A 14524-nucleotide genomic window follows, 5' to 3' on the forward strand; every position below is an offset into this window, starting at 1 on the left:
ATGGCTGACTGATCGGCGAATCATTAGATCCCCCCAGCGAAGAGTTCCATGATGGTCAGCACTGTGGGTCCAAGGACGACGACGAACAGTGTGGGCAGGATGAAGAAGATCAGAGGGAAAAGCATCTTGACGGGCATTTTCATAGCGTGCTCCTCAGCCCGCTGCTTCCGCTTGATGCGCATGTCCGACGCCTGGGCCTTGAGGACCCCCGCGATGGCTACACCATACGCGTCTGCCTGCACCACGGCCCGAATGAAACTTCGGACGTCCGGCACATCGACTCTTTCCGCCATCGCCAGATAGGCGTCCTTGCGGGAGCGCCCTACCTGAATGTCCTGCAGCGTCCGGATCAGCTCATCAGCCAGGGGCCCAGTGCCGTTGTTGCCGGCGCGGCCCATGGACATTTCAAAGCCCAGTCCGGCCTGGACTGCGATCAGCATCTGGTCCAAAGCGTTGGGCAGCTCAAGGCGGATCGCCTCCCGGCGCTTCTGTGCCCTGTTCCTCATCAGGATATCCGGTACGAAGTAAGCCAACGTTGTGGCGGCCATCATGATCAGGAAGTTAGGAGGGGTGGGGGACGACAGGAAGAACAGATAGCCCAGCACAGCGCCTGTAAGGGCCAACATGGGTTTGACCATGATAATCCTCGCAAGGGGCCACTGCTTGGGGCGTCCGGCTCCGGCCAACTGCTTGTCCAGCCATCCGGAATAGCCTTTTGGTGTCAGCCGCTGGCCCAGCTCGGTAAGGGTTTCATTGATGCTCAGCCCTTGGCGCTTTGCTTTTGCGGCCCGGCCAAGATTGGCTTGGATATTGCGTATTCCCGCACGGTCGCCGGTGAATACGAGGAAGGTCATGATTGTTACCGGTGCCACTATGGCGAGTATGCCGGCGTATGCGATCACTTGCATCGTTAATCAGCCGCTTTCTAGAACTTGGGCTTGACGATGGTCTTGAGCCATAGGCCGCCGACGGTCAAGAGGACAAGGGCCGCGACGACCATCGCGTAGCCGGGAATAGTGGTAAAAAAAGTTCTGGAATACAGTTCGTTAGTCAAAGTCAAACCCAGAAACATGACCACAGGAAGCGCCATCAGGACAAGGGCGGACACCCGGCCCTCTGCGCTCAGGGCACGGATCTGGCCGCGAACTTGATTACGGTCCCGGACCGTGTCTCCGAGATGATCAAGAACCTCTGCCAAGTCGCCGCCCACCTCTCGGTGAATTTCGATCGCCTGGGCGATGGCCGCAAAGTCTTCGCTCTGGGTTCGCCGGGCCACTTCTGCCAGGGACTCTCCAAGATCGCGCCCAATTCGCGTTTCGTTCAGGATCCGGCTGAGCTCTTCAGACATGGGCGGCTGACTTTCCTGCGCCGCGGCATCCACTGCACGAAGCAAGCTGTGTCCGGCGCGCAGTCCGCCGGCCAACATCTGGAGCGTGTCGGGAACCTGGTCATCGAACTGGCGCCGACGCCGCGCAGCCAACATATTCAAAACAAGGTGGAGAAGTACCGGCGTCAGGAGCGCAAAGAGGATCGCGGGCGCCAGCCCACCAAGAAGGAATCCAATGACTCCTGCCAGGAGGGTGGCCGCTCCTCCCATCAGCAGGTAGTCGCCCGGATCCTTCTTGAGGCCGCACGCGTCCAGACGGTCGCGGCTGAGGAACCGGTTACCCCTCTCTTTGACACTCTTGTTGAGGGCACCGACTGCGTGTTCGGTCAGCCGGGACAGTCCTGAGGAATGGGCCACCACGTCCGGCCGACGCCGGGCCAGCGGTATGTGGGCGCTGTTCTTGAAGGCCACCCAGCCCAGCAGCACTATGGCGACGTAAACCATGAACAGCCCAACGACCAGGACCGAGGGTGAGAGCTCCTGCGCCATGGCTAGCGCCCCCTTTTTTGAGAGGTGCCAGCTATCGGAGCGCCGAACACCGATGGAGAAATCGGTATGCCCAATTCGACAAATCGATCCGTGAAACGGGGTCGCACCCCTGTCGGAACTGGTTTGCCCAGAAACCGGCCATTGGCGTCAACCCCGGCGGAATAATCGAAAACGAAAGCGTCCTGGAGGGTGACTACGTCCCCTTCCATTCCCTGGACTTCGGTGATGTGCGTAACCCGTCGCGTGCCGTCACGGAGCCGCGAGATGTGAACGATCAGGTTGATAGCTGATGCAACCTGCTCACGAACGGCACGGAGTGGAATGTCCATGCCCGCCATAAGCACCAAGGTTTCCAGCCTCGCGATCGCGTCGCGGGGTGTGTTGGCGTGCACCGTCGAGATGGACCCATCGTGGCCGGTGTTCATGGCTTGAAGCATGTCCAAACATTCGCCACCGCGGACTTCGCCCACTACGATCCGATCTGGCCGCATACGAAGTGAGTTCCTCACCAGGTCCCGGATGGACACCGCACCCTTGCCTTCGATGTTCTGTGGACGGCTCTCCAGCCGGACCACATGGTCTTGCTGAAGTTGGAGTTCTACCGCGTCCTCAATAGTGACGATTCTGTCGTCTGCCGGAATAAATGAAGACAACACATTGAGCAACGTCGTCTTGCCGGTGCCGGTGCCGCCGGACACGATGATATTCATTCGTGCGAGGACACATGCCTGGAGCAGTTCAGCCATCTCGGGGGAGAGGCTGCCCAGAGCGATCAGATTGTTGACCGTCAGCGGATCCCTGCCAAACTTCCGGATGGTCAGTGCAGGGCCATTGACTGCAAGTGGCGGGATGATGGCGTTGACGCGTGAGCCGTCCGCGAGCCGGGCATCAACCAACGGTGATGACTCGTCGATGCGGCGCCCGACCTTGGATACGATCCGCTCGATGACCCTGCGCAGGGCCTCGTCCGAGCTGAACTTGGTGTCAGTCATGAAAAGGCGGCCCTGGCGTTCCACATAGACCTGGTCGAACCGGTTGACCATCACTTCCGTGATGGACGGGTCATCCAGGAATCGCTGAATAGGTCCATGCCCGAGAACATCGTCGATGATCTCCCGGATCAGCCTTTGCCGTTCAGCGCCCGAGAGAGGAACCTGTTCCTCGTCCACAACAATTTTCAGCTCATCCCGCACAAACTGGTGGAGCTCGGCTTCTTCCAGGGAAGAATCGGTGATCCGAGAACCAAGTCTCTCGTAAAGCGCCTGACTGGCTCGCTCCTTGAGCGCGCTGAGCGCCTCACTGGCAACCGCTGCTGTTTGCGGCATATCCAGGGCAACTACTGCACTCGCGGCAGCTTCGGCTGTCTTGGCCTCCTGGATCTTGCCCAGGGTGGTCGGCGCTGATGGTGCCTGAAAGGCGTCTGCATAGGGGTTGGAGTGTTCGGGCTGTTTGGCGAGGGGCTTGGCCTCGCCGCGAAGCTGCTGGAACCGGTCAGTGAGGCTCACTGTACTACCGCCCTTCTGTGCAGTTGCTTGTGCGTTCGAGCATCCCAATCGGGTTTGAATCGGTCCACCAGCTTGCGGAGTCCCTTTGCCGCCGGATCACGGCTGCCGTCCTGAAGAACAGGAATTCCCTTGTTCGTGGAGTAAGGCAGCGATTTGGATCGTGGCAGGACCACATCCACGGGGGCTCCAATAGTCGCCTCCACATCCTGGAGCGTCAGTCCGCCGCGACGATCAGCCATGTTCAGTACAACGTGGCGCTGGGCCGGCATGAGGTTCAGTTCGTTGAGGATCTGAAACCCCGTACGGAGTCCCCGGATGCTTGGAATATCCATTCCGCATATCCACACCGCGTCGGTGGCGTGTTCAAGCGTTGCCAGTACGTGCTCGCCGAGGCCCGGTGCAGTGTCCACGATGACGTAGTGGAACTCCTCCCGGAGTTGAGTGAGCAGGCGCGAGACGTGTTCCGCGGTGATCTTGTCCATCTCCACTGGATTGCGTGGAGCACACAACGCGTAGACGCCAGCCGGATGAACGGTGAGATAAGTCTTCAGGACCATCGAGTCCTGGCTGGCAGCTCCCACCACAGCATCCGTGATGGTGTGTTCGGGCTCAAGCATCAGTCCGCTGGCAACATCGCCAAACTGGAGATCGAGGTCGACGACGACAACACTCATCGGCGCTGCCTTAGCAAGGCCGATCGCAAGGTTGGTAGCGACTGTAGTCTTGCCAACCCCGCCCTTGGGGGACATCACGGCGATAATGCGGCCACCTTTTCCGTGGTCTGCGTGCTCAGATGTGCCAGGGGCGAGGCCACGACGTCGGCCTGCTGCAGCAAGGCTAGCCCGTTCCAGCATGACGCGGATGGCATCCGGATCGGCCCCTGGATCGAGTAGGTCGCGGACCCCGGAGCGCATGGCCTTGATCACCACTTCGGACGTTTCGGGTACAACCAACACCACGCTGATTTCCGGGAACTGGAGGTCCATGACCGAAGCAAGTTTCAAAGAGTCGTCGACGGGAAGCCCGGGACCGAGTATCAGTACCTCGGGCGGTTCCCCAGTGAGTTGCCGGAGGAAGTCTTGCGGCCCTTCCGGAAGGTAGTCGGCCTGGAAGGCCTGGAGCGAGCCGTGCATACCAACAGTGGCCAGGCGCGTGCGGCTTTCGAAGTCGCCATTAGGGGTGATGAGGACAAAGCGGCTCATCGGAACAGCCTTGTCTTATCTACGATGCCAACAGTGCCCTCTTCGGCGTTGCCTGGTTCCTTGGAGAGATAGATGCTGCCGAACTCGGTGGCGAAGATGATCCGTTCGGCGTCCGCAGAGCTGCGGGCCAAAGTAACCAGATACGTCCCGTCGCTGGCCGCTTCCTTCTTCGCCGGCACGGCTCCGTCTGTTGCAGTGGCAGTCGCCGATTCCGACTTAGCGGCGGTGCCGTTGCTGTTCTGTGTCGCTGTGACCAGGACCTTGTGGAACGTGAGCTGCGTACCGCTGGACTTGCTGAGGACTTCCCCGGTGGCGGCGTTCGTTGTTGCGTCGTCGAGGGAAATGAAGACGCCTACGGTGTCGCCCGCCTTCAGTACACCACCCACAACTCGTTCGATGGGGAGTTTGAGGGTGATCTCCTGCATGCCCTCAGGAACCTGAACCCTGGAGGGGCCGAGCAGGGAGTTGGCGTCCACCATGCGGGAGGTCAGCAGCTGCTCTCCTGGCACCAGAGGGACGGCCGTGACCTTTTCGCCGAGATCGTCCAGGCTGGTCACGGTGTCTGACGCCAGGGCCAGTTTCGGGACTTCCTTCTTTACCAAGGATGCGGCCAGCTTATCCGTGCCGGTGCCGGCGGCTATGGGCTTCGCCACGACGTAGACGCTTTCCGTCTCCGTGTCAGCCATGGCCCGTTTATCGGCGTTTTGAACATACATGACCAGCATGACCGTTCCAATCAATGCCACAAGCAGCGCGGCGATGCCTCCCAGTAGGCGTGTTTTCATTTTGTGTTCCCCTTAGAAAATGGTTAGTGCCTTTACTAGTTGATGAGCCGGATTTTGGAGGTTCCCAGGTCTACCCCGACTCCGGGAAGGCCGCCGCCGGAATCAATGGATACATATGTGACGAACTGTCCGATGATGCCGCGGCACGGATCGGTGCAGGCGTCCGCGGGGTCTGCCACATGCGGTGCTTTGTTGTGGAAGGTTCTCGGCTCGGTGTTGCCGCCACCGAATTTCCACCCTTGGATATTGAAGGTCGCGTAACCGCGAATGTGGAACCAACCTCCTGCACCACTGCCGCCCGCGTTGTCGTAGACCGGGAAGGTCCCCATGACCGTCCCCCCGCCGTTGATCGTGTCCTTCCAGGATTGAATGATCGCGTCGCAGGCGGCAGTACTTGGGTAGTCTGCGCCAGTGTCAGAGTCTGCGTTGTCGCCGCTGTCCGTTTCCGCGTGGCACGCGCTGTCCGTTTGATCGAGCCAACCAAACCCACCCGGTATCGTGTGGCCGGACGTGGACGTGCAGTCGCTCATGCCGGGCTTGTACTTAATCAGCTGGATTTCGCCAGTGGCCGCAGTAGAGGACAGGTCGTACTGACAATCAGAAATTGCCAAGGGAAATGCTGAGCCCCCCGAAGGGAACTCAAGACCTGCAGTAGCGTGGGCGCCCACGGTGGCCGGCGGGGCATCAAGTGCGGAAGAGAACATCTGCCGCAGGAAACCCGCGCCGCTCGTTCCGTCCCGGGTGGTTGTCCTGACCGTCACCTCGTCGGGGACGGACATGTCCACCTCAAATACCGTCGATGATCCATCGTTGGAATTGCCGTCCGCGAGAGCTGCAGCGATATCTTCGGCCTCATCCTGAGTACAACCTGTCTCGTGACAGGCTTGCATGACGGCCATGGCACCGGCGTCGGCACCGTTCTGGAGTTGGGCCCGTTCTGCGTAGATTTGTCCGACATCAACTGCCATGGCTCCGGCGCCAACGAGCACGAGCATGAGAACCGCTACCAGGACGCCCGCAGCACCGCGCTCTTTGTCGACCTTCGGTTTCCCTAACCACCGCATCGCATTGCTCCTACTCCAACCAAAGTGACATCGCTGCCGAAGATGCCGGTCAGGGTGTCAGCGGTATATGAAATTTCCACGTTGATCGTCCCGTCGGCCACGCAGGCGGTAGGGGTGAACGTAAAGACAAAAGCTGTGGTGTCGAGGCCTGGTGCGCCGTTTTCGGCTGCGGTCTCGGCTTCGACCTGATCGTTGGTGATGGCCATCGTCCGGGCCGCTTCCCGCGCCGCCTGGGTGACCGAAATCTGAAGATTGAAAGCATGTGAGAATTCGACGATGCCGGCAACCAGAGCCAGGAGAATCGGTGCGACAAGAGCAAATTCGACGGCGACTGCGCCGCGAGACCGCTCACCTGTGGATTGTTTGCGCTTCCTCAACGTTCCCCCTGAAATTTGGTACTGCCGACTAAATAGTGTGGGCCGCTTCGCCACTGGCGTAAGCGGCCCACACTGGTTGATCGCGGAGGACTAGACTGTCCAAGCGCCCACCGTGGAGCCAAGGTTGGAGAACCAGGCGTTGAGTGCGTTGCCGAACAATGTAACGCCGGCAATGATGAGGAAAGCGATGAATGCAATGAGCAGCGAGTACTCAGTTGCAGTCGCGCCCTTTTCGGAGGAGAACCGATCCTTGACGCCGGCGACAAAGGCGAGCATCGAGACCATGAGAGAAGTCATTTTATTGTCCTTAATTCGATGAAATTGGAAATGGATACTTTCAACGAATTTCCAGCTGCCCCCATAAATCCTTAGCGGCTGGACTTCGCTAAGAAGAGATTGTCATTTGGGGTCCGGAGCAACAATGCGTAGTAGTACTCGACTTTTTTCGGGGTCTTCGGAGCGCGTACTCGGAAGCCAAGCAGATGTACTCAATTTAAGAGCAGCGTCTACGGACTACTACTCGGGTCTGGTCACACAGGCAGTTGTTGTTGCACTTTGTGTGGACCGGCCAAAACTAACTGGACAGGAGAGAAATGCAGAGCACGGAAGCAAGCATTGAGGGCCCGTGGGCCACTTCACTGGGCTTCAATGGACGGTTTTTCAACACAACGAAAAGAGTAAAGATGCCGTTCAGGACAAAGCCGAGAAGGGCGCCGTAAAGCACTTGGCTCCAACCTAAGTACCCCAAGTAGAGCCCAAGCGGTCCGGCCAGCTTGACGTCGCCCATTCCGATGGCTCCCGGCGAGATAATCGCAAGAATCAAGTAGAAGACGGCGAGAATTGTGCCACCAGCCACCGCGCGGAGGACGTCCGGCCAAGGTCCCCCGGTCAGAATGGAAACTATAAACAAGCCTGCGCCGGCCAATAAAAGCAGGAGAACCAAGGGATTCGGCAACAGATGCAGCGAAATATCGATTCTCGCCAGCTGCACTCCCAGTACGCCCATGAGAATAAATGCCGGCAGCGCAGAATCACTCCCGAAGCGAAGCGCGAAGGCGGCGCAGGCAGTGCCCGTGACTATCGCCGTCGTAATCCGAGTGCGGCGAGCTGGCAGCCCGCCCAGTCGGGGAAGGAGCCTGAAAATGAGCCACTCCGCCACGGGGGAGAGAATGAGTCCCAGGAGAGCAGCGCCGGCCACCAACAGCGGACCGGCCGAACCGGCTTCGCCCCAAGAAATCACAGTGCCCCCTGCGTGCGTCAGGCCGGTTGGCTGCGAATAGCGCCCGGCTACCCCATTTTGACCCTGGAGCCTGCTTCAAGCTAATATTGGTAGTCGTTGTGCGTGTCCTATCTCGATGATGCGTGCCCGCTTGAGAATCCGGTTGCAGGATAACTACTCAACGAGCACATTCGGGACTTCAGGATGACTGGTTACATGGAGCCCTCACCTCTGTTCCGGTAGCGCATAGATAGTAGGTGCACACGCTTGAGTGACACCTAAACAAGAACGCCAGAACAAGAACGAGGCAAAAACCGTGCGTACGTACACCCCGAAGCCCGGCGATATCAACCGCCAGTGGCACGTCATTGACGCCACAGACGTTGTCCTTGGTCGTCTTGCCAGCCAGACCGCAATCCTGCTGCGCGGCAAGCACAAGGCCACCTTTGCATCCCACATGGACATGGGCGACTTCGTCATCATCATCAACGCTGAGAAGGTAGCCCTGACCGGTGCCAAGCTGGAGCAGAAGCGCGCATACCGCCACTCCGGCTACCCGGGCGGCCTGACCTCCGTCAACTACGCGGAACTCCTGGAATCAAACCCGGTCCGCGCCGTTGAGAAGGCCATCAAGGGCATGCTCCCGAAGAACTCCCTCGCTGCACAGCAGCTGGGCAAGCTCAAGGTGTACCGCGGTGCGGAACACCCCCACGCCGCCCAGCAGCCCAAGACTTTCGAAATCACCCAGGTCGCCCAGTAGTCCTGGCCACCAAACAACTTATCTATACAAGGAGAACCGTGGCTCAGAACGAAGAGACCACCGAAGCCGTTGAGGCTGAGGAAACCCTGACCAGCTACACCTCTGAAAGCTCAGCTGCGGATGCCGCTGCGCCGAAGAAGGAACGTCCGGCCCTGACCGTCGCCGGCGCAGCAGTTGGCCGCCGCAAGGAAGCCGTTGCCCGTGTCCGCGTTGTACCGGGTTCCGGCAAATGGACCATTAATGGCCGCGCGCTGGACAACTACTTCCCGAACAAGTTGCACCAGCAGGACGTCAACGAGCCCTTCAAGATCCTGGATCTCGAAGGCGCCTACGACGTCATTGCACGCATCCACGGCGGCGGCATTTCCGGCCAGGCCGGCGCACTGCGTCTCGGCATCGCCCGTTCATTGAACGAGATCGACGTCGAGAACAACCGCGCCACGCTGAAGAAGGCCGGTTACCTCTCGCGTGACGCCCGCGTCATCGAGCGCAAGAAGGCCGGTCTCAAGAAGGCCCGCAAGGCTCAGCAGTACTCCAAGCGCTAATCCGCTTGCACTAAAGCCCGTCCCGCCATTGGCGGGGCGGGCTTTTGTTATGGGCCTTGGAAAACGGCCCTCAAGCCGGCCCAGCAGTGCTGCTGCAGGTCCATAGTGTCCTTTCTAGCCGTCGAGGTCGTAGATCGTCACACCATCAATTTGTTCGGCCTTGAAGTTCTCTGTGACCCACTTATGGATCGCCAAGAGCTCGGCGTTGGTCCCGGGCACCGTGAGTTGCTCGGGTTGCACAACCAAATAGCAAACGCGTCCGGCTTGGGCCAGCTCCTTGAACTGCCCAACGGTTGGGCTGGGGTCCATCGCCGCAAATCCGCTGAGTGGCATCACCGGCCGCCCCAAGTCCAGCTGGAAGCGGGCAGCAGTCTGTCCTGGATATGTAGCCGCGACCCACGTGCAGCCTGGCGGAGCGTTCCTGAGATATTCGGACACGGTCGCGCTTGGGGTGATGCCGATGGCCAGCCCGGTAACCGCCGCGGGATTGTGTTTCTTCACCCCGTCCAGGAAGCGACTGAGGCTGGTTGGGCTTCGCGTGAGCCCCCCGGAAAGCGGGTTGGAGCCCTGCTGCGGATTGGACAGAGTAAGGACCGAACACGCGACGGGTCCAACAAGCAGGCTAGCGATGCCCAGCCACGCCGCAGCGGGCTTCACCCACGTGAAAGGGGCTGGTACGGAGAGCACTGCACCCGCGGCCAGTCCGGTCATCAACAATGCCCTTCCTGCGGCTTCCGGATAGGAAGCACTCAGTTGCCACATCGCGTTTGAGAAAATGGCGCTCAAAACTACTATCGCGGCGCTTCCGATACGCCACCGTATTGATTTGGGTGATGAAATAAGCAGGTGGCTGCCTATTCCGACGCAAAGCGCTAGAGGCGCCGCAATCGAAGCCGTGTAATACGAATGGATGCTATTACCCATGAAACTGAGCACGAAGTATGTCGTGAGCATCCAGACCGCTGCACCCAAGGCGAAGGCCGGGGTGACGGCGCTGCGCCGCCGGAGCGCTTGGGCAACGATGACGACGCAGACCATGAAGGCAGGGAGCAACAGCCAACCGGACTCTTGGCCATAGTTTGAGTTGAATAAGCGAAAAAGGCCCGCATCCGAAGCGTCGCCCTGGAATTCTTGAGGTGTCAGCGCCGCAGAGCGCCCGTCATCCTTTTGCATGATGCGATCGATACCGTTGTAACCAAGTGTCAGCTCAAGCATGCTGTTGGTCGTTGAACCGCCCACATAGGGGCGCGAGCCAGGGGGCGTCAGATCAACGGCGGCCGGCAAAGCCAAGGAGCCTGCAGCCAGAAAGAGACCAGCCATGGCAAGTGCGGCGGTCCGCTGCTTCCAGGAATGCCGGACGTAGAGGCAGTAGACCAACACGATAGCTGGCAACACCATGAATGCCTGAAGCTGTTTCGTAAGGAATCCGAGGGCAAGGAATCCCGCCACCACGAACAGCCACCGGACTCGTCCTGATTCAGTGGCTCGGATCCCTGCGTAAAGGGCCGCGAGCATCAGCAACACCATCAGTGGATCCGGGTTGTTGTATCGTGCCAGCAGAACGGTGATGGGTGTGGTGGCGAAAACGGCGGCAGAAAGGAGTGCCGCGTACGCGGGCAAGTGCCTCCGGGCCAAACGGTAGATCAAAAAGGTGCTGCCCATCGTCATTGCGGCTTGGGGGAGCAGCAGGGCCCAAGTGTTCAGCCCAAAGATGCGGACGGACAGTCCCACGATCCACAGACTCAGAGGCGGCTTATCGACCGATACGGAGTTTCCCCAGTCCGCGGATCCGAAGAAGTAGGATACGGGGTCATGAAGCCCAGCCTGGACGGCAGCCGAGTAGTATGCATTCGCCCAGCCGTTCCCAGCCAATCCCCAGACATAAAGGACGGAGGCTGCCAGCAGAATGATGATCAGGGTGACGGTCTCCCAAGCAGGTCGGCCAGGGCCCCGTCGATCTTGGCCTATGCTGGCCAGGCCCTTATTTTCTAAGATCGTAGATTCGGACACCGTCAACATCCTTCGCCTTGAAATTGGCCTGAACCCAATCAGTTATGGCGGTGGCATCCCGTCCAAGCGGTACTCCGTCCACGATCGGTTGCTGCCAGATAAAGTAACCGATCTCCCTTTTCTCAACAAGCATCTTGAACCGCTCGAATGTAGGTGCTGGGTCATGACCAAGCCACCCGCCCAGCGCAATTACTGGTCTTTGCGATGCGAGCTGATACTGGGCCGCATTTTGCGCCGTGTAAGTCGCGGCCGCCCATTCCGAATTGCCTGCTTCCTTAAGTAGCGTCGTTACATCCGTTGAAGGCTGAACGCCAAATCCCAGATGGCGTGCCAAGGGTGGATTCCCGAGGCGGGCAGCTTCAAGATGAGCAGAAAGCGCATTAGGGTTATTGCTCGTTGGTCCTGATAGGGGATTTGTCCCGGACTGGGGTTTCGACAACGTAATCATGTCGGTTGAAACCGGCGACATTACTATTGCTACCGTTACGAGCCCTAAAGTCACTGGCCGAGGGATCTTTTTTTCGGGGGCCAGCCACGCCGCAGACGCAAGGCATGTAGTGCCAGCTACAACGAGCGGCCAGAACCCCCACTCGTTGCTGTACTGGAAAATCCGGATTCCTATGTATCCGGTCCCGGCAACAAGAATGGCGCCGATCATGCGGGGGACGAACCTCTGCCGTTGATTCCATAGCAGGTTGAGTCCCAGAGGAACGACGATCGCCACCGGAGCCGCGACGGAGAATATGTAGTAAGAGTGGGTCATCGTGCCCATGTAGCTCACCACAACGTAGACGGAGACCAGCCACACAACGCCCACGGTCATCAGGCGTGTAGCTGGACGGCCGGTGCCGGACTGCCGCCAGAGCAGTATCAGGGCCAATGCAGAAATTAGCGCAGTGAAAAGCAGCCACGCACCTTCGGGTGCAAAATTTGCATTGAATAGACGTCCGGGGCCGCCGTCGTAGATAGCATCCGACCCGGCTAGCGGGACTGATTTTCCTGACTGATGGTCTGCGCCAAACCGGAGAAAGCGTGCCAATCCGTTGTAATCGAGAGTCAATTCCAGCATGCTGTTCGTTGCAGAGCCGCCAACATAAGGCCGGTTACCGGCCGGAGTCAGGTCTACCACGGCCATCCACCAACCGCCGGCGATAATCAAGGTTGTGAGCGCAGCCAACAGCCGGACAAATCGGGAGCCCAAGGTGCCCGCTCCGAACAGAAGCACCGCAAGTACTAGTGCGGGAATAACGAGGAATGCCTGGATCTGCTTTGACATGAACCCGAGGCCCAAGGCGGCCCCTGCCAGTAAGTACCAGCCCCAGCGGTTGTTATCCATGGCCCTGAGGGTGAAATAGACGGCGGCAGTTGTTAAGAGTCCCATCAATGGCTCAGGGTTGTTGAACCGTGACATTAGAAGCACCACGGGCGTGCTGGCGTAGATCAGGCCGCCTAGCAACGCGGGAGCGGCGGGGTGGCTGCGGCGAATGATTTTATAGATCAACCAGGTTGTCGCGATACCCATGAGGGCTTGCGGGACCAGAAGGGCCCAGGAATTGAGTCCGAAGAGCCGGACGGAGAGCGACATGATCCAGATGCTGAGCGGCGGTTTGTCGATAGTGATGAGGTTACCGGCATCGAGGGACCCGAAAAAAAAGGCTTTCCAGTCCTGGGAACCTGCTTGGGCCGCCGCGGAGTAGTACGGGTTCGCCCAGCCATTGCGGTCCAACCCCCACAGGAACGTCACGGACGTCGTCACGAGGAGAACAGCAAGTCCAAACTGCTCCCACCGCAATGGCCTGCGGGCAACGCTCACGGCAAGCGCGGCCGTAGTGCGGCTCGCCTCAGCGACGCTCAACGGACGGACTGTCCTGCTGGGCGGAGCGCAAGCACCGCGGACCGGCCTTCACTGAGTCGTACTCGGAAGACCCAGATCCGGAGCAGAACGAACCGCATCAGGGTTGCGAAGATGTTGGCGGCCGTCAGAGTTAGCAACTCCGAGCTGGGCGAGGCGTCGCCGTTGACTGCGTGGAGTATAAGTAGCGAGGATGAAGTAATTCCCCAAGCCAGCAAAAATACGATCAAACCCTGGAATTGCTGGGTAAACAATTTGGCCGGTCCGCTGATGCCAAATGTGAATCGTCGGTTGGCAGCTGTGTTGCCGACAGCCGTCATGAGCAGGGCTAGGAAGTTGGCCTGTTGGGCGCCGAAAGGACCTTGTAACACCAAATAAAGCAGTGCAAAGGCGAATGTCGAGACAACACCGACAAGGCCAAACCGGATCACCTGCCCGAAGAAGCTGGGACGGCCGGGCGGCACGATAGGCCGCCGGCCGAGCTCGGCGTAAATCGCCTGAACAGGGATTGACCCTCTTACCAGCGAGCTGGCCACCCGGACCATACCGCGGAGGTCGTCGTAAGCCGTCTGCTTGATATTTACCCGGCTGTCCGGATCGTCGATCCAGTCCACGGGAATTTCGTGGATACGGAGTCCAGAACGTTCCGCGATGATGAGCAGCTCAGTGTCAAAGAACCAGCCGTTGTCCTCAACATGTGGAAGCAAGCGTTTGGCGACATCCGCGCGAATTGCCTTGAAGCCACATTGCGCATCCGAAAAGCGCACCTGCATTGTCCGGCGCAGCAGGAAATTGTACGAACGCGAAATGAATTCCCGCTTCGGACCTCGGCTGACCCGTGAACTCTGTCCCAATCGGGTGCCTATCGAAATATCGGAGTGCCCGGACAGGAGGGGAGCAACCAAAGGCGGAAGAGCAGCAAGGTCAGTCGATAGGTCTACATCCAGGTAGGCAAGAACTTTTGCCTCAGAAGCTCCCCAAGCATCCCGGAGAGCGTACCCCCGTCCTTTTACTTCCAGACGGCGGTACTCGACGTTGGGCAATTGCTCGCTGAGTCGAGCAGCAATCTCCGGGGTTCGGTCGGTGCTTGCATTGTCCGCAATAGTAATTTTCCACGTCGACGGCATTTCGAGCGTCAGGTATTCGGCGAGCCTTGAGATGCTGTTTTTGAGTACGGCTTCCTCATTGAAAACCGGTACTACAATTTCGAGCGCCAAGCCCCCATAGCTAGGTGTCATGCATCGAATGGTAGGGGTGGTTCACGACCGGTGGCGAGGCTTTTCCCGAAAGACAAGTACCCCCTCAAGAAACCAAGTAGTCCACGTTTAC

Annotated in this window: 14 protein-coding genes; 2 read left to right on the top strand and 12 right to left on the bottom strand. The window is 59.1% G+C overall.

Translation table 11 applies throughout. The annotated features are described in order from the left end of the window. Positions 1-23 precede the first annotated feature (23 nt). The 9 genes from V9L17_RS06445 to V9L17_RS06485 all read right to left on the bottom strand — a co-directional run bounded on the left by V9L17_RS06445 (position 24) and on the right by V9L17_RS06485 (position 8049). Positions 24-908 (bottom strand): type II secretion system F family protein, encoded by an 885-nt coding sequence (locus V9L17_RS06445; RefSeq protein ID WP_337346894.1) that lies wholly within the window; start codon positions 906-908, stop codon positions 24-26. A 17-nt stretch (positions 909-925) separates the two neighbouring features. Continuing rightward, positions 926-1876 (bottom strand): type II secretion system F family protein, encoded by a 951-nt coding sequence (locus tag V9L17_RS06450; RefSeq protein WP_337346895.1) that lies wholly within the window; start codon positions 1874-1876, stop codon positions 926-928. Positions 1877-1878: 2 nt separating this feature from the next. After that, positions 1879-3381: a CpaF family protein gene (locus V9L17_RS06455; RefSeq protein WP_443197939.1), complete on the bottom strand. Its 1503-nt coding sequence runs from the start codon at positions 3379-3381 to the stop codon at positions 1879-1881. Beyond that, on the bottom strand, positions 3378-4583 hold the full coding sequence (locus V9L17_RS06460) for an AAA family ATPase (protein WP_337346896.1): 1206 nt from the start codon (positions 4581-4583) through the stop codon (positions 3378-3380). Before V9L17_RS06460 ends, V9L17_RS06455 begins: the two co-directional genes overlap by 4 nt. Further along, entirely contained in the window at positions 4580-5368 is a 789-nt protein-coding gene (cpaB, locus tag V9L17_RS06465) for a Flp pilus assembly protein CpaB (protein ID WP_337346897.1), read from the bottom strand. Before cpaB ends, V9L17_RS06460 begins: the two co-directional genes overlap by 4 nt. A gap of 35 nt (positions 5369-5403) precedes the next feature. After that, positions 5404-6336, bottom strand: coding sequence for a Tad domain-containing protein (locus tag V9L17_RS06470; RefSeq protein ID WP_443198012.1), 933 nt, complete (start codon positions 6334-6336; stop codon positions 5404-5406). Between the two features lie 83 nt (positions 6337-6419). Continuing rightward, positions 6420-6809, bottom strand: a complete 390-nt coding sequence (locus tag V9L17_RS06475; RefSeq protein WP_337346899.1) for a TadE/TadG family type IV pilus assembly protein — start codon at positions 6807-6809, stop codon at positions 6420-6422. A 90-nt stretch (positions 6810-6899) separates the two neighbouring features. Next, a complete protein-coding gene (locus V9L17_RS06480; protein WP_337346900.1) occupies positions 6900-7106 on the bottom strand; it encodes a Flp family type IVb pilin in 207 nt (68 codons plus the stop codon). Between the two features lie 277 nt (positions 7107-7383). After that, entirely contained in the window at positions 7384-8049 is a 666-nt protein-coding gene (locus V9L17_RS06485) for a prepilin peptidase (protein WP_337350865.1), read from the bottom strand. Positions 8050-8344: 295 nt separating this feature from the next. Between V9L17_RS06485 and rplM the strand changes: the two genes are divergently transcribed. Both rplM and rpsI read left to right on the top strand, forming a co-directional pair. Further along, positions 8345-8788 (top strand): 50S ribosomal protein L13, encoded by a 444-nt coding sequence (gene rplM, locus V9L17_RS06490; RefSeq protein ID WP_015937805.1) that lies wholly within the window; start codon positions 8345-8347, stop codon positions 8786-8788. A gap of 38 nt (positions 8789-8826) precedes the next feature. Then, entirely contained in the window at positions 8827-9333 is a 507-nt protein-coding gene (rpsI, locus tag V9L17_RS06495; protein WP_050684362.1) for a 30S ribosomal protein S9, read from the top strand. 114 nt (positions 9334-9447) lie between these two features. Here rpsI and V9L17_RS06500 read toward each other — a convergent pair whose 3' ends face one another. The 3 genes from V9L17_RS06500 to V9L17_RS06510 are packed head-to-tail and all read right to left on the bottom strand — an operon-like array spanning position 9448 to position 14433. Continuing rightward, a complete protein-coding gene (locus V9L17_RS06500; protein ID WP_337350866.1) occupies positions 9448-11343 on the bottom strand; it encodes an ArnT family glycosyltransferase in 1896 nt (631 codons plus the stop codon). Beyond that, a complete protein-coding gene (locus V9L17_RS06505) occupies positions 11315-13198 on the bottom strand; it encodes an ArnT family glycosyltransferase (RefSeq protein WP_337350867.1) in 1884 nt (627 codons plus the stop codon). The genes V9L17_RS06500 and V9L17_RS06505 overlap by 29 nt, the downstream gene beginning before the upstream one ends. Beyond that, the gene (locus tag V9L17_RS06510; RefSeq protein ID WP_337350868.1) at positions 13195-14433 is read right to left on the bottom strand and encodes a bifunctional glycosyltransferase family 2/GtrA family protein; all 1239 of its coding nucleotides are present in this window, start codon (positions 14431-14433) and stop codon (positions 13195-13197) included. Before V9L17_RS06510 ends, V9L17_RS06505 begins: the two co-directional genes overlap by 4 nt. Positions 14434-14524 lie beyond the last annotated feature (91 nt).

Source organism: Pseudarthrobacter sp. CCNWLW207, assembly GCF_037203945.1.
GTDB lineage: Bacteria > Actinomycetota > Actinomycetes > Actinomycetales > Micrococcaceae > Arthrobacter.